General features: G+C 53.9%; 14 protein-coding genes and 2 tRNA genes. 14 read left to right on the top strand and 2 right to left on the bottom strand.

Annotated elements, in window-relative coordinates:
• Positions 1–262: 262 nt before the first annotated feature.
• The gene (locus QKW35_RS16280) at positions 263–2,239 is read right to left on the bottom strand and encodes a methyl-accepting chemotaxis protein (RefSeq protein WP_282354811.1); all 1,977 of its coding nucleotides are present in this window, start codon (positions 2,237–2,239) and stop codon (positions 263–265) included.
• Positions 2,240–2,579: 340 nt separating this feature from the next.
• On the opposite strand from QKW35_RS16280, the gene carA reads away from it, so the two are divergent.
• From carA to greA, 3 genes are read left to right on the top strand one after another with little or no spacing between them, the layout of a single operon-like run.
• The gene (carA, locus tag QKW35_RS16275) at positions 2,580–3,716 is read left to right on the top strand and encodes a glutamine-hydrolyzing carbamoyl-phosphate synthase small subunit (RefSeq protein ID WP_282354810.1); all 1,137 of its coding nucleotides are present in this window, start codon (positions 2,580–2,582) and stop codon (positions 3,714–3,716) included.
• A gap of 48 nt (positions 3,717–3,764) precedes the next feature.
• Positions 3,765–6,986 (top strand): carbamoyl-phosphate synthase large subunit, encoded by a 3,222-nt coding sequence (carB, locus tag QKW35_RS16270; RefSeq protein WP_282354809.1) that lies wholly within the window; start codon positions 3,765–3,767, stop codon positions 6,984–6,986.
• The gene (gene greA, locus QKW35_RS16265) at positions 6,983–7,462 is read left to right on the top strand and encodes a transcription elongation factor GreA (protein WP_282354808.1); all 480 of its coding nucleotides are present in this window, start codon (positions 6,983–6,985) and stop codon (positions 7,460–7,462) included. Before carB ends, greA begins: the two co-directional genes overlap by 4 nt.
• 66 nt (positions 7,463–7,528) lie before the next feature.
• Here greA and QKW35_RS16260 read toward each other — a convergent pair whose 3' ends face one another.
• Positions 7,529–7,831: a YhbY family RNA-binding protein gene (locus tag QKW35_RS16260; RefSeq protein ID WP_282354805.1), complete on the bottom strand. Its 303-nt coding sequence runs from the start codon at positions 7,829–7,831 to the stop codon at positions 7,529–7,531.
• Between the two features lie 133 nt (positions 7,832–7,964).
• On the opposite strand from QKW35_RS16260, the gene rlmE reads away from it, so the two are divergent.
• From rlmE to infB, 11 genes are all read left to right on the top strand, one after another.
• On the top strand, positions 7,965–8,585 hold the full coding sequence (gene rlmE / locus QKW35_RS16255; RefSeq protein WP_282354802.1) for a 23S rRNA (uridine(2552)-2'-O)-methyltransferase RlmE: 621 nt from the start codon (positions 7,965–7,967) through the stop codon (positions 8,583–8,585).
• A 91-nt stretch (positions 8,586–8,676) separates the two neighbouring features.
• The gene (gene ftsH / locus QKW35_RS16250) at positions 8,677–10,641 is read left to right on the top strand and encodes an ATP-dependent zinc metalloprotease FtsH (protein ID WP_282354813.1); all 1,965 of its coding nucleotides are present in this window, start codon (positions 8,677–8,679) and stop codon (positions 10,639–10,641) included.
• Between the two features lie 146 nt (positions 10,642–10,787).
• Positions 10,788–11,594, top strand: a complete 807-nt coding sequence (folP, locus tag QKW35_RS16245) for a dihydropteroate synthase (protein ID WP_282354812.1) — start codon at positions 10,788–10,790, stop codon at positions 11,592–11,594.
• 6 nt (positions 11,595–11,600) lie between these two features.
• Positions 11,601–12,953 (top strand): phosphoglucosamine mutase, encoded by a 1,353-nt coding sequence (gene glmM, locus QKW35_RS16240; RefSeq protein WP_282354800.1) that lies wholly within the window; start codon positions 11,601–11,603, stop codon positions 12,951–12,953.
• Between the two features lie 39 nt (positions 12,954–12,992).
• A complete protein-coding gene (tpiA, locus tag QKW35_RS16235) occupies positions 12,993–13,751 on the top strand; it encodes a triose-phosphate isomerase (protein WP_282354798.1) in 759 nt (252 codons plus the stop codon).
• 15 nt (positions 13,752–13,766) lie between these two features.
• A complete protein-coding gene (gene secG / locus QKW35_RS16230) occupies positions 13,767–14,138 on the top strand; it encodes a preprotein translocase subunit SecG (RefSeq protein ID WP_282354796.1) in 372 nt (123 codons plus the stop codon).
• Between the two features lie 10 nt (positions 14,139–14,148).
• Positions 14,149–14,234 (top strand) — tRNA-Leu (locus tag QKW35_RS16225).
• Positions 14,235–14,284: 50 nt separating this feature from the next.
• Positions 14,285–14,361, top strand: a tRNA-Met gene (locus tag QKW35_RS16220).
• A 203-nt stretch (positions 14,362–14,564) separates the two neighbouring features.
• Complete coding sequence (gene rimP / locus QKW35_RS16215) at positions 14,565–15,020, top strand: ribosome maturation factor RimP (protein WP_282354793.1); 456 nt, start codon at positions 14,565–14,567, stop codon at positions 15,018–15,020.
• Between the two features lie 33 nt (positions 15,021–15,053).
• Positions 15,054–16,544 carry a transcription termination factor NusA gene (gene nusA, locus QKW35_RS16210; RefSeq protein WP_282354790.1) on the top strand — a complete coding sequence of 497 codons (1,491 nt, stop codon included), beginning with the start codon at positions 15,054–15,056 and terminating at the stop codon, positions 16,542–16,544.
• Positions 16,545–16,572: 28 nt separating this feature from the next.
• Positions 16,573–19,128, top strand: a complete 2,556-nt coding sequence (gene infB / locus QKW35_RS16205) for a translation initiation factor IF-2 (RefSeq protein ID WP_282354787.1) — start codon at positions 16,573–16,575, stop codon at positions 19,126–19,128.
• Position 19,129 lies beyond the last annotated feature (1 nt).

Here is a 19,129-nt window from a genome sequence, read left to right as displayed (position 1 = left end):
TGCTGTCCTGCTGTCCTGCTGTCCTGCTGTCCTGCTGTCCTGCTGTCCTGCTGTCCTGCTGTCCTGCTGTCCTGCTGTCCTGCTGTCCTGCTGTCTTATGTGTATCGAACTGTGGGTTGGATATCAGTAGCGGCCGGGAAAAGGTTATTGTGGCTCGTATAGCTTAAGGTATTGGGGCTCGGCTAAAGAGTATTAAACGGGAGTGAGTAAAGGTAGGAGGAGGGCGGGGCGGTATGGCTTAATACCGCCCCGGAAGTGGTGTTTAGTTAAACTGCTCAACCAGCGAGTTGAGGCCGGTGCTGATGGTAGAAAGTTCACCGGCGTATTTCTGATTGTTATCTGCTTCTTCAGAAGAGCTGCGAGACAAGCTTGCAGCTTCGGTCACCGCGTTGCTGATCTCAGTGGTGCTGCTGGTCTGTTCTTCGGTGGCAGCAGCAATCATAGAGCTCATGTTGTGCACATTCTCGATAGAAGCGCGTACTGACTCGATGGTCTTCTGTGCTGCTTGAGCGGACTCAACGGTGTTTTCTGCCGCTTTGAGCTGTTTACTCATACGACTCGTTGTTACAGCTGTGGCCTGGTTGAGTTTGTCGGTGATCTGCTTGATATCCGCCGCTGAGTTGTTAGTGCGAGAAGCCAGGTTGCGAACCTCGTCGGCAACAACAGCAAAGCCTCGGCCCGCTTCACCAGCGCGTGCGGCTTCGATGGCGGCATTGAGTGCGAGCAGGTTTGTCTGCTCGGCAAAGCCTTGGATGACTTCGAGTGCGCTCTCAATTTCGCGGGCATCTTCCTTGAGCAGCTCCAGCGCCTTGGCCGTTTCCGCGACCTCCTGGCTGAGCTCGTTGATGCTGTCACTGGTTTTCACCATGTAGTCTGCACTCTCGTTCGCCAGGGATTGGGCGTCAGACGTGGCGTGGCTGGTTTGTGCAGCATTCTCTGCAACCTGATGATAGGAGCTTTCCAGTTGGGTCATCTGTACAACAACCCTTTCCGTGGTTTCCTGCTGCTTGGAAACAATGGACTCCAAGTGAGTGGCGCCCCGCGTGATCTGGTTTTCCAGTGAGCTTAGGTGCTGAGTCTCTTTGCGGATCTGGGCGATCAGGTGGTTGAAGTAGCCGTGCAGTGCATTCACCGATCTGTTCAGGCTCTGTACTTCCGTGATGTTGCTTTTGAGCGCAAATTCGCTGCTGAGATCACCTCTAGATAGCTTATCTATATAAGAAGCTGTATCGATCAGGATGCGCGACAGGCGGTGCTTCAGCATGGTCATCAGCAAGCCAGTCAGGATTATAAGGGCAACACAGATGGCCAGTAGCACGTAAACATCACGCTGGATAGCTGCGTATTGATGGTTGACCTGCTTGGCGTAACGAGCCAGCTCCTGCTCAAGGTCGTTGAGCAGCAGTTGAGTGGAGCGCTCGGCGGTTGCTTTCTGGTTGATAAATTTCTGTGCGTTCTTCAGCTCTTTAGGGTAGCGATTAATCAGTGAATTTATCTCGTCGATAATCGCATCACCCTTGTCTTCACGATCGTCTTCTTCGTCATTCTTCTCCCAGCCCATTAGTGAGGCCAGGTCGTCACCGTCGTCGGCGCTTTCGGAGTACACACCCAGGCGAGGCAGGGCACGAAGTGTTTTCGCGCTATCGCCCAGCTGTTTGTGGTAGTGGTTCAGCGTCGCGAGGGTGTCAGCGTTGTCGTCTGTAAAGTAGTTTTGTCGGGTGTGGCCCAGGGAAACAAGCGCCTGTTGCAGTTTGGTAACCAGCTGCAGGTACTGCCTACACAAGTCAGGGTCCGCGTTTGAAGCTGACTCGGTGTACTCAACTGCACGGTTCAGTTCGCCCATCAGTTCGCGTTCGTTATTGATGAGTAGTGCCTGAGGATCGGCCAGTTTGCCGGCAGCCCGCAGCTCGGACAGTGTAGTTGTGTTGATTTGTTCCAGTATGGCTACAGTGTTGGTGCGCATCCGTTCAGGCAGGTTGCTGCTTTGGGTTGTCCGCTCAATAACTGTATTAACGTTGTCACTGATGGTTGTCAGCAGGGTGGCGTCGCCGCTTAGCAGATAGGTGTGGATTGGCTTGCCAATCAGCTCCTGAATCTGGTTTTGGTAGTTCTGGTGGTAAGTACTTGCAGAGAAGGCGCTATCCAGTCGGTTCAAAGACCAGATAACGGATCCGCTCAGGAAGATGACAATAAGCAGCAGGGCCGCAGTCGCCAGGCGAGTGAGCTGTGAAATTTTCATTTGTCCCTCAATTAATGCAGCGCTGATCAAACGCTTGGGCAGATACGTCTGGGAGGTCTGTATCGGCATATACCTGAATATTGTAGTGATCACTCCATTACGGTTTTGTTACAGTGGATGAAGGCTGCGTTTTTCCGCATAAGATTGGCCGTCAGTATGAGTGCTGTGCGTGGACAGCAGGGCAGGGATCGACTAGAATACGGCCGTTTTAGCTGAAAGAAATCGGCTGATCCAGGAGTAGAATTAGGAAAGCGAGGTGGACGTTGGTTTTGCCTCGCTTTTTTGCACGTATAGTATTCATCTGTCTAGTTTTTATCGCGCAGTGCGGGGGGAGGTTCCATTGTCGAGACCAGCCATTTTGGCCCTTGAGGACGGCAGCATTTTCAAGGGGGTGGCGATTGGCGCTGACGGTCAGTCGAGCGGTGAGGTGGTATTTAACACTTCTATGACCGGATATCAGGAGATTCTGACTGATCCGTCTTATTGCCGCCAGATTGTTACGCTGACTTATCCACATATTGGTAACGTGGGTGCTAACAAAGAGGATGAGGAGTCCTCCAAGACTTGGGTTTCCGGTCTTGTTATTCGTGACCTGCCGCTGGTAGCGAGCAACTTCCGTAGTGAAAAGTCTCTGGATGAGTATCTGAAAGAGAACAATATTGTTGGTATCGCCGATATCGACACCCGTCGCCTGACACGCCTCCTGCGTGAAAAAGGTTCCCTCAACGGCTGTATCATGGCCGGCGAAATCGACGAAGAGAAAGCACTGGCTGACGCTAAAGCCTTTCCGGGTCTGAAGGGTATGGATCTGGCGAAAGAAGTGACTGTGTCTGAAGCCTACGAATGGCGCTCGTCTACCTGGGAGCTGGGTAAAGGCCACGTAGAGAAAACAGATGACGAACTGCCGCACCACGTTGTTGCTTACGACTTCGGTGTAAAAAGCAACATCCTGCGTATGCTGGTTGAGCGCGGTTGCCGACTGACCGTTGTACCAGCCCAGACCCCTGCCGCGGATGTGCTGGCGCTGAATCCGGACGGTGTGTTCCTGTCCAACGGCCCTGGTGACCCAGAGCCATGTGACTACGCAATCTCCGCGATCCAGGAGATCTGCAAAACTGATCTGCCGATCTTCGGTATCTGTCTGGGTCACCAGCTGCTGGCACTGGCATCTGGCGCACAGACCGAAAAGATGAAGTTCGGTCACCACGGTGCTAACCACCCGGTGCAGGATCTGGATTCCAAGCATGTGATGATCACCAGTCAGAACCACGGTTTTGCTGTTGCTGAAGACTCCATGCCTGACACACTGCGTGCGACCCATAAGTCTCTGTTTGATGGTTCCCTGCAAGGTATCGAGCGGACTGATCGCCCGGCCTTCAGCTTCCAGGGTCACCCTGAAGCAAGCCCGGGGCCACACGACGTGGCACCTCTGTTCGACAAATTCATCGAGCAGATCGAAGCGCGTAAAAACGCGTAAGCAAAACTAGACAGAACGTTCAGTCAATTGATACGACCGGTATAAACGATGCCAAAACGTACGGACATAAAAAGTATTTTGATTCTTGGCGCTGGCCCGATTGTAATCGGCCAGGCCTGTGAGTTTGACTATTCCGGTGCCCAGGCATGTAAGGCACTGCGTGAAGAGGGTTACCGTGTAATCCTGGTGAACTCCAACCCTGCGACCATCATGACCGACCCGGCGATGGCCGATTCCACCTACATCGAGCCAATCAACTGGAAAACAGTTGCGAAGATCATCGAGAAAGAGCGTCCGGATGCGCTGCTGCCTACCATGGGTGGACAGACAGCACTGAACTGTGCGCTGGATCTGGATCGCGAAGGTGTGCTGAAAGAGTTTGGCGTTGAGATGATCGGCGCAACTCAGGACGCTATCGATAAAGCGGAAGACCGTGATCGCTTCGATAAAGCGATGAAGAAGATCGGTCTGGAGTGTCCACGTGCTGCGATCGCTCACAGCATGGAAGAGGCGCTGCAGGTTCAGTCTCAGCTGGGCTTCCCTTGCATCATCCGTCCATCCTTCACCATGGGTGGTACTGGTGGTGGTATCGCGTACAACAAAGAAGAGTTCATCGAGATCTGTGAGCGTGGTCTGGACCTGTCTCCGACCAACGAGCTGCTGATCGATGAATCTTTGATCGGTTGGAAAGAGTACGAGATGGAAGTTGTGCGTGACAAAAACGACAACTGCATCATCATCTGTTCCATCGAAAACTTCGATGCGATGGGTGTGCACACCGGTGATTCGATCACTGTGGCACCTGCACAGACCCTGACCGACAAAGAATACCAGCTGATGCGTAATGCATCTCTCGCGGTACTGCGTGAGATCGGCGTAGAAACAGGTGGTTCCAACGTACAGTTTGGTGTGAACCCGAAAGACGGCCGTATGGTTGTGATCGAGATGAACCCGCGTGTATCTCGTTCATCTGCACTGGCGTCCAAGGCAACCGGATTCCCAATCGCGAAAGTCGCGGCAAAACTGGCGGTAGGTTACACCCTGGACGAGTTGCAGAACGATATCACCGGCGGTGCAACTCCGGCATCCTTCGAGCCGTCCATCGACTACGTTGTAACCAAAATTCCTCGTTTCACCTTCGAGAAATTCGAACAGGCTAACGATCGTCTGACCACTCAGATGAAATCTGTGGGTGAAGTGATGGCGATCGGCCGTACTCAGCAGGAATCTCTGCAGAAAGCTCTGCGTGGCCTGGAAGTGGGTGCGACAGGTTTCGATCCGATTGTCGACCTGAACAGCGAAGATGCACGCACTGACATTGTGCGTGAGATGAAACAGCCTGGCGACAAGCGTATCTGGTTCTTGGGTGACGCATTCCGTCTGGGTATGAGCGTGGAAGAGCTGTACGAGCTGTCCGGCATCGACCCATGGTTCCTGGTTCAGGTTGAAGACATCATTAAAGATGAGCAGCGCGTATCCGAAATGGCGCTGTCCGACCTGGATGCCGACGCGATCTTCCGCCTGAAGCGCAAAGGTTTCTCCGATGCGCGTCTGGCGACCCTGCTGGGTGTGAGCGAGAAACAGTTCCGCAAGCACCGCCAGAACCTGAACATCCGTCCGGTATTCAAGCGTGTTGATACCTGTGCGGCTGAATTCTCGACCGATACCGCTTACATGTACTCCACCTATGAGGAAGAGTGTGAAGCAAACCCGTCCGACCGTGACAAGATCATGGTTATTGGTGGCGGTCCTAACCGTATCGGTCAGGGTATCGAATTTGACTACTGCTGTGTACACGCAGCACTGGCGGCGCGTGCGGACGGTTACGAAACCATCATGGTTAACTGTAACCCTGAAACCGTATCCACCGACTACGACACCTCCGACCGTCTGTTCTTCGAGCCGATTACGCTGGAAGACGTGCTGGAGATCGTAAACGTTGAGAAGCCAAAAGGTGTCATCGTGCAGTACGGTGGTCAGACCCCTCTGAAACTGGCGGTAGCACTGGAGCAGGCAGGTGTGCCGATCATCGGTACTTCTCCGGAAGCGATCGACCGTGCGGAAGACCGTGAGCAGTTCCAGCAGATGCTGAAGCGCCTGGGTCTGAAGCAGCCGGAAAACGCGACCGTGCGCTCTCTGGAAGAGGCGATTATCGAAGCCGATAAGCTGGGTTACCCGCTGGTTGTGCGCCCATCCTACGTGTTGGGTGGCCGTGCGATGGAGATCGTTTACAAAGAAGACGAGCTGCGCCGCTACATGAATACTGCGGTACAGGTGTCCAACGACGCCCCGGTTCTGCTGGATCACTTCCTGAATGCAGCGGTTGAAGTGGATATCGATGCAGTCTCCGACGGTAAGACCGTTGTGATCGGCGCGATCATGCAGCACATCGAGCAGGCGGGTGTTCACTCCGGTGACTCTGCATGTTCCCTGCCGCCATACAGTCTGCCGGCTGACGTGCTGGACGAGATGCGCGATCAGGTGAAGAAGATGGCGCTGGAGCTGGGTGTTATTGGTCTGATGAACACGCAGCTGGCTTACCAGGACGGCGAGATCTACGTGATCGAGGTGAACCCTCGTGCATCCCGTACCGTACCGTTCGTATCCAAGTGTATCGGTGTTTCCCTGGCGAAGATCGGTGCGCAGGTGATGGCAGGTAAGACTCTGGAAGAGTTGGGTTTCACTGAAGAGATCGTTCCTGAGTACTTCAACGTGAAAGAAGCGGTATTCCCGTTCAACAAATTCCAGGGTGTTGACCCGATTCTGTCTCCGGAGATGAAATCTACCGGTGAGGTAATGGGTACCGGTGAAACCTTCGGCGAAGCGTTCATGAAGGCGCAGGTCGGTGCGGGTGAGAAGATGCCTAAGAAAGGTAAGGCATTTATCTCCGTTCGTGAGGTTGATAAGAAGGATGTAATTGCGGTAGCTTCTGATCTGGTTGAGCTGGGCTTCGAGCTGGTTGCAACCCGGGGCACTGCAGCGCTGCTGGAAGAGAATGGCCTGGCTGTTGAGCGTGTGAACAAGGTGATGGAAGGTCGTCCTAACATCGTCGACATGCTTAAGAATGAAGAGATCGCATACGTAGTGAACACTACCGAAGGCCGTAAGGCGATTGCGGACTCTGCGGAAATTCGTCGCTCAGCGCTGCAGCACAAAGTACCTTACAGCACCACGCTGGCGGGTGCGGAGGCAACGACCCGTGCATTGCAGTATGGCGAAGAGAAGACCGTTCGTCGTCTGCAGGACATTCACGCAGGTGAGAGTGTATGAATAACCGAGTACCTATGACCGTTGGCGGCGAGAAAGCGCTGCGCGAAGAGCTGGATCAGCTGAAAACTGTAGACCGTCCGCGCGTGATAGCCGCTATCGCCGAAGCACGTGAACACGGTGACCTGAAAGAGAACGCTGAGTATCACGCAGCGCGTGAGCAGCAGGGTTTTATTGAAGGTCGTATTCAGGAGCTGGAAGGCAAGCTGGCTAACTGTCAGGTTATCGATGTGACGACTATTCCTCACAGCGGTAAGGTTATTTTTGGTACTACTGTTTCCATCATCAACATCGATAACGAGAAAGAGCAGCGTTATCAGATCGTGGGTGATGACGAGGCAGACATCAAAAACCGTAAGATCTCTGTGAACTCTCCGATTGCGCGTGCGCTGATCGGTAAAGAGGAAGGGGATGTCGTGGCTGTGAACACACCAAACGGTGTGATCGAGTACGAAATCGACGAAGTGCTGCACGTTTGATGCAGCACGACGTATAAAAAAGGCACCTTCGGGTGCCTTTTTAGTATCTGGGATTCGCTGTGCTGATCAGCGTAGCAGGTTGGACAGACGTGGGTCCGGGTTTTCTGCTTTACGGTACAGCAGAGCGATGTTGCCGATCTCCTGAACGATCACAGCTTCAACGATGCCAGCCAGTTCCTTGATCATCTGCTTTTTAACGTCGCGATCGCCAACAGCGAATTTCACCTTGATCAACTCATGATCTTCCAGGGCGCGGTCAACTTCCAGTTGAACGTTCTCTGTCAGGCCTTTGCCCGCAACGGTTACCAGCGGATTCAGGTTGTGGCCAATGGTGCGATAATGCTTCTTTTGCTCGGGCGTCAAGCTCATACTAAAATACGTGCCTCAAAATTAACGGTTCCGGTGATCCGAAACCTTCAATAATTTCTACAATATTACCTGAGATGGGTGTCTAAGAGTAGCAGATACACTCAGGTAAACAGCGCGCAGAGGTCGGTAACAGGTGGCAAGATCGAAAAGTAGTGGTCGATGGATGCAGGAACATTTTGACGATCACTACGTCAAACAGTCCAAAGAACAGGGGTACCGCTCCCGCGCCAGCTTTAAGCTGCTGGAATTGCATGAAAAAGACAAACTGTTCCGGCCCGGCATGACTGTTGTGGATCTGGGTGCTGCCCCGGGTGGGTGGTCTCAAGTGGCTGCGCAGTTGGTGGGTGATACCGGTCGCGTTGTTGCGTCTGATATCCTGCCGATGGACTCTATGGCGGGTGTTGAGTTTGTACAGGGCGACTTTACCGAGGAGGAGGTCCTGCACCGGATTCTGCAAGCGTTGGGTGATGAGCCTGCCGACCTTGTAATTTCGGACATGGCCCCCAATATGAGTGGTATGAACAGCGTTGATCAGCCAGCCGCGATGTATCTGGTTGAGTTGGCCCTGGATATGGCGCGTCAGGTACTTAAGCCTGGCGGTAACTTTGTCGCAAAAGTGTTTCAGGGTGAAGGTTTTGACGAATACATGCAGGATATGCGTCAAAGCTTTAATAAAGTCATTACACGCAAGCCTGATGCGTCGCGCGCTCGCTCGCGGGAAGTCTACTTGTATGGCAAAGGCTTCAAAGGTTGAGTAGCGACCTGCTACAAGTGTTATAGTGTGTAGCGCGTTATTCCGGTGCCGGGAGCATCGAAGATAAGCTGAGGATAATCCATTGAACGATATGGCAAAGAATCTGGTGCTGTGGCTAGTAATAGCAGCAGTGCTATTGACGGTCTTTAACAATTTTAACGAAGGGGTTGAAAGTAATCGCCTCAGCTATTCTGACTTCGTCACAGAGGTCCAGGATGGGCGTGTATCCAAAGTCGTAATTGATGGTTACACCATTGCTGGTGAACGCACCAGCGGTGATCGCTTTGAAACGATCCGCCCTGCTCTTGAAGACCCTAAGTTGGTTGATGACCTGTTACGCAACAACGTAGTTATTGAAGGTAAGCAGCCGGAACAGCAGAGCATCTGGTCTCAGTTGCTGGTAGCGTCCTTCCCGATCCTGGTGATTATCGCCGTATTTATGTTCTTCATGCGCCAGATGCAGGGCGGTGGCGGCGGCAAAGGCGGCCCGATGTCCTTTGGTAAGTCTAAGGCGCGCATGCTGGGTGAAGATCAGATCAAAACCACCTTCGATGACGTTGCAGGTGTTGAAGAAGCAAAAGAGGAAGTTAAAGAACTGGTGGATTACCTGCGTGATCCCGGCAAGTTTCAGCGTTTGGGCGGTCATATTCCGCGTGGTGTGCTGATGTCCGGCAACCCGGGTACCGGTAAGACATTGCTGGCGAAAGCGATCGCCGGTGAGGCGAAAGTGCCGTTCTTCAGTATTTCCGGTTCTGACTTCGTTGAGATGTTTGTGGGTGTGGGTGCGTCCCGTGTACGCGACATGTTCGATCAGGCGAAGAAAAATGCACCGTGCATTATCTTCATCGATGAGATCGATGCCGTGGGGCGTCACCGTGGTGTAGGTCTGGGTGGTGGTAACGACGAACGTGAGCAGACCCTCAACCAGTTGTTGGTAGAGATGGACGGTTTCGAAGGTACCGAGGGTATCATCGTAATCGCTGCAACCAACCGTCCGGACGTATTGGACCCTGCACTGCTGCGTCCAGGTCGTTTCGACCGCCAGGTACATGTGGGTCTGCCGGATATCCGTGGCCGTGAAAAGATTCTGAAAGTACATATGCGCAAAGTGCCACTGGGCGACGATGTAAAACCTGAGCTGATTGCGCGTGGTACACCGGGCTTCTCCGGTGCTGACCTGGCAAACCTGGTGAACGAGGCCGCACTGTTTGCTGCCCGTGCCAGCAAGCGCACCGTAGGTATGGAGCAGTTCGAGAAAGCGAAAGATAAGATCATGATGGGTACCGAGCGTAAATCCATGGTGATGTCTTACGAAGAGCGTCTGAATACCGCGTATCACGAGTCTGGTCACGCGATTGTTGGTCGCCTGATGCCAGGCCATGATCCGGTGTACAAGGTGTCCATTATTCCGCGTGGGCGTGCGTTGGGTGTAACCATGTTCCTGCCGGAAGAGGATCGCTACAGCCACAGTCGCCAGACCATTATCTCCAATATCTGCTCCCTGTACGGTGGCCGAATTGCGGAAGAGATGACACTGGGTAAAGACGGTGTGACCACCGGCGCGGCGAATGATATCCAGCGCGCAACCTCTATGGCGCACAATATGGTCGCCAAATGGGGTCTGAGCGATGCGCTGGGGCCGTTGTTGTATGACGACGAAGAACAGGATCCGTTTAACCGTGGTTACGGCCAGCCGGCGAAAACCATCTCTGAAGAAACGCAGCATCGCATCGATAAAGAAGTACGTCGTGTGATTGATGAGTGCTACGCCAAGTCGCAGCAGTTGCTGGAAGAGAACCGTGATATTCTGGAGTCGATGACTCAGGCGTTGATGAAGTACGAGACCATCAGCAGTGAACAGATCGATGAGCTGATGGCGCGTGAGCCGGTATCTCCACCAGACGGCTGGGTGGATGAAGACGACAAGGGTAACGATGACTCTGGTGCGTCTGCACAGCGTGCTGAAGAACCGCGCAAAGCGTCGGGTCAGGATGATGCTCAGGACGACTCCGGTGTTGATCCGGATATGCCGTCCCCTGACAACAACCTGCACTAAGTCAATCGTGTATCTGCAAAGGCTGATCGATGGATCGGCCTTTTTTATATATCAGCCTTCCTAATATTTGATTGCGGAGCAAGTGAGTGAGCATTAGCCAGCTGGCGTGTGGGCGCCATACTCTGGATTTGAGTCGTACCCAGGTAATGGGCATCCTCAACGTAACCCCTGACTCCTTTTCAGACGGCGGTACGTTGTATGACAGCAGTCAGCTGTCGCTGGACCAGGCGATGCGTCGTGCTGCGTCAATGGTGTCAGAAGGGGCGACTATCATCGATGTGGGCGGTGAATCCACCCGTCCCGGTGCGACCCCTGTGTCTCTGGAAGAGGAGATGGCGCGCGTCATTCCTGTGGTCGAGCGGCTGAACAGCGAACTTGATGTGGTGGTATCGGTCGATACCAGCTCAGCGGAAGTGATCCGTGAAGCTGCAAAGGCGGGTGCGGGTCTGATCAACGATGTACGTGCATTGGGCCGGCCGGGGGCGCTGGATGCTGCGGCTGCTACCGACCTGCCAATCTGTTTAATGCATATGCAAGGCAGCCCAGCCACCATGCAGGATGCGCCAATCTATGATGATGTGCTGGACGATGTGGTCGCGTTCCTGACGCAGCGTGTGAAGGATTGCGAGGCGGTTGGTATTGCGAAAGAACGCCTTATTCTTGATCCAGGTTTTGGCTTTGGCAAAACCATCGAGCATAATTTAAGGCTGTTGAATAATCTGGATGCATTGCATGCGCAGGGGCTGCCGTTGCTGATTGGTACCTCGCGCAAGTCGATGATTGATCATGTATTGCACCGTCCGGTGGATCAGCGGTTGGCGGGTAGTTTGGCAACCGTAGCAATCGCGGTAATGCAGGGAGCGCAGATGATCCGTGTTCACGACGTGGCAGAAACAGTTGATGTTGTGCGTATGACAGAAGCAGTGCGCAACGAATCCATTGGAGAGGATTGAGTGGTAATGAGCAGACGTTATTTTGGTACTGACGGAATTCGTGGAAAAGTTGGTCAGTTCCCGGTTACTCCTGATTTTATGCTTAAGCTGGGCTGGGCTGCCGGTAAGGTGTTTGCCCGTGAAGGTCGCAGCAAGATTTTGATCGGTAAGGATACCCGCATCTCCGGTTACATGTTCGAGTCCGCGCTGGAAGCCGGTCTCTCTGCGGCGGGTGTGGATGTGTTGCTGCTGGGGCCGATGCCAACGCCGGCCATCGCCTACCTGACCCGGACTTTTCATGCCAATGCGGGTATCGTGATCAGTGCGTCTCATAACCCGCACTACGATAACGGCATCAAGTTTTTCTCGGCACAGGGTACCAAGCTGCCGGATGAGATTGAGCAGGCGATCGAAGCACAACTGGACATCGCAATGACCACTGTTGACCCGGCGCTGCTGGGTAAAGCCAAACGTATCGAGGATGCGCCGGGGCGTTATATCGAGTTCTGTAAGGCCAGTGCCGGTGGTATCGATCTGAAAGGTATGAAGATTGCCCTCGATTGTGCAAACGGTGCAACCTATCACGTCTCGCCAAAGGTATTTACCGAGCTGGGCGCGGAAGTGATCGAGGTGGCGTCCTCACCGGATGGTCTGAACATCAATGACGAGTGTGGTGCGACCTCCACCGAGCGTTTGCAGAAAGTTGTAGTGGCTGAAGAGGCTGACCTGGGTATTGCGCTGGACGGTGACGGCGACCGCGTCATCATGGTGGATGGTACCGGCGAAGAGGTGGATGGTGATGAGCTGCTGTTTATTATCGCTACCCACCTGAAAGAGTTGGGTGAATTTGAAGGTGGTGTGGTTGGAACGCTGATGTCCAACTTCGGTTTGGAGCAAGCCTTCAAGCGTGCGGATATCCCGTTTGTGCGTGCCAAAGTGGGTGACCGCTATGTGATGGAACAGCTGGCTGCACACGATTGGTTGCTGGGAGGCGAGTCTTCAGGTCATCTTGTATGCCGCCACCTGACAACCACCGGCGACGGAACGGTATCAGCCCTGCAGGTGCTGCGTGCGATGGCTGATAGCGGAAAGAGCCTGCACGAGTTGAAGCTGGGTATGAGCAAAATGCCGCAGACCATGATTAATGTTCGCATGCAGAAAAAAGCGGATGTGACGGGTGTGGAAGCGGTGCGTGAAGCGGTGGCGGCAACCGAGGCGACCCTGGGCTCCCGCGGTCGTGTGTTGCTGCGTCCATCCGGTACCGAGCCGGTGGTGCGTGTGATGATTGAGGGCGAGGATGCCGCCGAGGTCAAAGAACTCTGCCAGGCTCTGGCTGCAGAAGTAGAAAATGCATTGCAGGCGCTTGAAACTTCAGAGTAACGCAGTTACTATTTGCGCCTCTTTCGATAGGGGGTCTCGATGCGTACAGCCATTGTCGCCGGAAACTGGAAAATGAACGGTAACAGTGAGTCCATCAATGAGCTGATGGGTGCACTGGTTGATAACCTTCAGGGGCTTGATGCAGTTGAGACACTGGTATGTCCCCCGGCTGTGTACCTGTCACAGGTAAAAAGCCTGATTGGTAACGCATCTGTTGCGCTGGGCGCACAGAATGCCAGTCAATTCGAAAGTGGCGCATATACCGGTGAAAATGCGCCGGGCATGCTGGTAGATCTGGGGTGTCAGTACGTCATTCTGGGTCACTCGGAACGACGCGCAATCTTCGGAGAGAAAGATGCAGAGATCGCAGCGAAATTTGCCGCAGCGATTGAAGCAGGCCTGACGCCAATTTTGTGCGTCGGTGAAACTCTGGAAGAGCGTGAATCCGGTAACACCATGAACGTAGTAGGTAGTCAGCTGAAAGCTGTGCTGGATGCATGTGGTGTTGGATCTTTTGCTAAGGCGGTGATCGCGTACGAACCGGTTTGGGCAATTGGAACCGGAAAGACGGCAACCCCCGAGCAGGCACAGGAAGTACATCGGGCTGTGCGTGCCATTGTTGCTGAATACGACGCAGAGATCGCTGCGGGTGTAAGAATTCTGTACGGCGGAAGTGTAAACGCAGCGAATGCCGCTGAGCTGTTTGCTAACGCCGACGTGGATGGTGGCCTGGTAGGCGGCGCATCCTTAAAGGCAAATGACTTTATCGCAATCTGTCGCGCTGCGGCACAAGCGTAACGAAACGGTTGATAGATGGAAACACTGGTACTGATTGTTCATGTCTTGCTGGCTGCCGGTATTATCGCTCTGGTATTGCTGCAGCAGGGTAAGGGTGCAGAAGCCGGCGCATCGTTCGGTGCGGGCGCATCTCAGACTGTGTTTGGTAGTAGCGGTAGCACGTCTTTCCTGGCGCGCATCACCGGTCTGCTGGCAACCGGTTTGTTTGTCACCAGCTTTATGTTGGCCATGGTGGCTAAAGATAAAGCAAATGCAGTTAGCGATGCAGGCATTCCTGCCGCGGAACTGATCGAAAGCAGTGCAGCTGAGGCTCAGGAGCCAGAACTGCCAGCGCTGGAAGCTGAAAAAGCACCTGCGCCGGAGTCTGACATCCCAACAGCTGACTGATACCTAGTTTGCCCAAGTGGTGGAATTGGTAGACACGCTATCTTGAGGGGGTAGTGACCTACGGTCGTGCCGGTTCGAGTCCGGCCTTGGGCACCATGATCTTGAAAAAGGTCCCGGGTGTATGTAGAATATGCCCAGTTTTTTGATGCGGGGTGGAGCAGTCTGGTAGCTCGTCGGGCTCATAACCCGAAGGTCGTTGGTTCAAATCCGGCCCCCGCTACCAATTCAAAAGACACGGTAACGGTAGTTCGGCAGGCTTTCATCGGTCTGTTTGAGTAGGTCGATTCCGGCCCCGTCACCAACCTTATTCGTTTGAAAGGGGCCTAGCAGGGCCTTTTTTTATACGCGAACCATAGTCACGGTACTGTGTGTTGGAGATGGGTCTGTTGACCCATTTTTTGTTTGTGCCGTAAGTGAGGTTATTCAGTGTCAGCAAAGCTGAAACAACTACAGGAGTTGATCGAACCGGGTGTGGTTGCACTGGGCGTTGAACTCTGGGGAATTGAATACATTTCGCAGGGGCGTCACAACACCCTGCGTATCTACATCGACTCCGAAAATGGTGTTGATGTGGATGATTGTGCCCGGGTAAGTCACCAGGTCAGCGGTGTGCTGGACGTGGAAGACCCGATTACCGGCCAATACACGCTGGAAGTATCGTCGCCGGGTATGGACCGCCCGCTGTTTACTCTTGAGCAATTTGCTGCCTATGCCGGTAGTCAGGTGCAGGTGCGCCTGCGTGTCGCTTTTGAAGGGCGCCGCAAGTTCAAGGGGCTGCTGAACGGTGTGGAAGGTGACGACGTTCTTGTGGTTGTGGATAACGAAGAATATCTGTTGCCGATCGACTATATCGATCGGGCGAACGTAATCCCTCAGTTCTAAGAGTGGTTTTGGGGTATCAGGCGAGGCAGAGGAATGAATAAAGAGATTCTGTTGGTAGCAGAAGCTGTATCTAACGAAAAAGATGTACCTAAAGAGGTGATCTTTGAGGCGATCGAGTTCGCCCTGGCAGCTGCGACGAAAAAGCGTTACGACGAAGAAGCGGATATTCGTGTAGAGATCGATCGTGTGAGCGGCGACTACGACACCTTCCGTACATGGAAAGTAGTAAGCAACGAAGAAGTACCTGCACTAGGTACCGAGCTGACTATGGAAGAAGCGGAAGAGCTGGATACCAGCCTGCAGCCTGGTGACACTTACGAAGAGCAGGTTGAATCCGTCAAGTTCGGCCGTATCGCTGCACAGACCGCTAAGCAGGTTATCGTGCAGAAAGTACGTGAAGCCGAGCGTGCAAAAATCGTTGAGTTGTACCGTGACCGTGTCGGTGAGCTGATCTCCGGCAGTGTCAAAAAAGTGACTCGCGATAACATTATTGTTGACCTAGGCAACAACGCGGAAGCACTGCTGCCGCGTGATCAGCTGATTCAGCGTGAAGCGTTCCGCATGGGTGACCGTGTGCGCGCAATCCTGTCTGAAGTACGTGCTGAAGGTCGTGGTCCACAGCTGGTGCTGAGCCGTACCTGCAACGAGATGCTGATCGAGCTGTTCCGCATCGAAGTGCCTGAGATCTCCGAAGAGGTGATCGAGATTCGTGCAGCGGCACGTGATCCTGGTTCCCGCGCGAAGATCGCGGTGAAAACCAACGACGGCCGTATCGATCCTGTTGGTGCATGTGTAGGTATGCGTGGTGCCCGTGTACAGGCGGTATCCACCGAGCTGGGTGGTGAGCGTGTAGACATCGTGCTGTGGGACGACAACCCGGCACAGCTGGTGATCAACGCAATGGCACCTGCGGATGTGGCTTCCATCATCATCGATGAAGAAACCCACTCTATGGACGTTGCGGTTGCGGAAGAAGCACTGGCGATGGCGATCGGTCGTAGCGGCCAGAACGTACGCCTGGCAGCTGAACTGACTGGCTGGCAGTTGAACGTGATGACCGAAGAAGAAGTTGCTGAGAAGCAGCAGAGCGAAACCGGATCCGTTCTGGAAACCTTTATCGAGCATCTGGACGTTGATGAAGACGTGGCAGAAGTACTGCTGGAAGAAGGTTTTACCACACTGGAAGAAGTTGCCTACGTTCCAGTGGAAGAGATGCTTGAAATTGACGGCTTCGACGAAGATATCGTTGAAGAGTTGCGCACACGTGCCAAAGATGCGCTGCTGAACCTGGCGATTGCAAGCGAAGAGCAGTTGGACAAAGCAGAGCCTGCCGAAGACTTGCTGGAGATGGACGGTATGGACCGTCACCTGGCGTTCGTGCTGGCCGCTCGTGGCATCGTAACCATGGAAGACCTGGCTGAACAGGCGGTTGAAGATCTGCTGGATGTGGAAGGCCTGGACGAAGAGAAAGCTGCGGAATTAATTATGACAGCGCGTGCGCCTTGGTTTGAGGACCAGGACTAACACGGGCCGGCGGAATAGGAGAACCAAGATGGCAGAAGTAACAGTAAAACAACTTGCCGATGTGGTTGGTGTTTCCGTTGATCGTTTGCTGACGCAGATGCAGGAAGCGGGCATTAATGGAAAAACTGAAACCTCCGGCGTTTCAGAAAGTGAGCGCCAGTCTTTGCTGGCCTTCCTGAAACGCAGCCACGGTGAAAACGCTGAAGAGGGTGAACCGAAGAAGATCACCCTGAAACGTAAGACCACTTCTACCCTGAAAGTGGCAGGTGCTTCAGGCAAGAAAAAAACCGTTAACGTAGAAGTGCGTAAGAAACGCACCTATGTGAAGCGTGACACGCTGGAAGATGAGCAGGCGGCAGAGCAGGAACAGCAGGTTGCTGTGGACGCGGCTGCACAGGCAGAAGCGGAAGCTCGCCAGGCTGAAGAAACGCGTCAGGCTGAAGAAGTTCGCCTGAAGGCAGAGCAGGAAGCAAAAGCGCAGCAGGAGCAGGAAGCGGCTGCCAAGGCGGCGGAAGAAGCGGAAGCTAAACGTCGCGCTGCGGAGGAAGAGGTTCTGCGTAAGCAGCAGGAAGCGGTTCGCGAAGCGGCCAAGAAAACTGAAGCTGAACGTCAGCGCACCCGCGAACAGCGTGGTGGCGGCAGCGATGATGACCGTCGCGGTGGCAAGAAAAATGCCCGCGGTGGTGATAAACGCGGTGGTCGTTCTGATGATAAAGGCGGCCAGCGCCGTGGCGGTAAGATCAGCCGTAACAAAAACGCCCGCGGTGGTGCAGCACGTTCCGGCGGTCAGCCAAACGCACACGGCTTTACCGAGCCGACCGCACCTAAGGTGATGGAAGTCAACATCCCTGAGAGCCTGACCGTTGCAGACCTGGCGAAGAAGATGAACGTCAAGGCTGCGGAAGTGATCAAGGTGATGTTCAAGATGGGTGCGATGGCAACCATCAACCAGGTGATCGATCAGGATACTGCTGTACTGGTGGTTGAAGAGATGGGGCACACGCCGAAGCCAATGCAGGAAAACGCAGTGGAAGAGGCGCTGATGGAGAGCATTCAGCAGGCACAGGGTGAGCAGGAAGGCCGTGCGCCGGTTGTTACCGTAATGGGTCACGTTGACCACGGTAAAACCTCCCTGCTGGACTACATTCGTGCAACCCGTGTTGCTGCAGGTGAATCCGGTGGTATTACCCAGCACATCGGTGCCTACCACGTAGAAACTGATAACGGCATGGTAACCTTCCTGGATACACCGGGACACGCAGCGTTTACGGCAATGCGTGCACGTGGTGCCAAGCTGACCGATATCGTAATCCTGGTAGTTGCAGCGGATGACGGTGTAATGCCACAGACCGAAGAGGCGGTGCAGCACGCGAAAGCGGCAGGTGTACCTCTGGTGGTTGCGGTCAACAAGATCGATAAAGAAGAAGCTGATCCGGATCGTGTGAAGAACGAGTTGGCGCAGCGCGATGTTATCCCAGAAGAGTGGGGTGGCGACGTGATGTTCGTTAACGTATCGGCTAAGTCCGGTCAGGGTATTGATGAGCTGATCGAATCCGTACTGCTGCAGGCAGAAGTACTGGAACTGACTGCATCTCCGGCTGCGCCGGCACAGGGTGTGGTCGTTGAATCCCGCTTGGATAAAGGACGTGGTCCGGTAGCGACTCTGCTGGTACAGAACGGTACCCTGCGTAAGGGCGACATCGTTCTGGCGGGTCTGCATTACGGTCGTGTTCGTGCGATGCTGGATGAGAACGGTAAGCCGATCGAAGAAGCAGGTCCTGCGATCCCGGTTGAGATTCTGGGTCTGGACGGTACGCCGGATGCGGGTGACGAGTTCACTATGGTGACCAGCGAGAAGAAAGCACGTGAAGTTGCACTGTTCCGTCAGGGCAAATACCGTGAAGTTAAGCTGGCTCGTCAGCAGGCATCCAAGCTGGAGAACCTGTTCGCGAACATGCAGGCAGGCGATGTGAAGTCTCTGAACATCGTTCTGAAAGCCGACGTACGTGGTTCCCTGGAAGCACTGTCCAACGCGCTGGAAGATCTGTCTACCGACGAAGTAAAAGTGAACATCGTGTCCAGCGGTGTGGGTGGTATCGCCGAAACCGACGCCAACCTGGCGGTAGCATCCTCTGCTCTGATCATCGGCTTTAACGTACGTGCGGATGCACAGGCGAAATCCGTGGTTGAGCGTGAAGGTATCGAACTGCGTTACTACAGCGTAATCTACGACATCATCGATGACGTTAAACAGGCGATGGGCGGTCTGCTCTCTCCTGAATACCGTGAAGAGATCGTGGGTATTGCCGAAGTACGTGACGTATTTAAAGCACCTAAGATCGGTCTGGTAGCAGGCTGTATGGTGACTGAGGGTACCGTTTACCGTAATAAACGTATCCGTGTACTGCGTGACAACGTGGTTATCTATGAAGGCGAACTGGAATCCCTGCGTCGCTTCAAGGATGCCGTGGGCGAAGTCCGTCAGGGCATGGAATGTGGTATCGGCGTGAAGAACTACAATGACGTTAAAGTCGGCGACCAGATCGAGGTCTTCGACACCGTCGAAGTTCAGCGTACGCTGTAAT

Source organism: Pontibacterium granulatum (genome assembly GCF_029961155.1).
Taxonomy (GTDB): Bacteria; Pseudomonadota; Gammaproteobacteria; order Pseudomonadales; family Balneatricaceae; genus Pontibacterium; species Pontibacterium granulatum.
The sequence above is the reverse complement of the archived record's forward strand: the minus strand, read 5'-3'. Positions and strand labels throughout refer to the sequence as shown.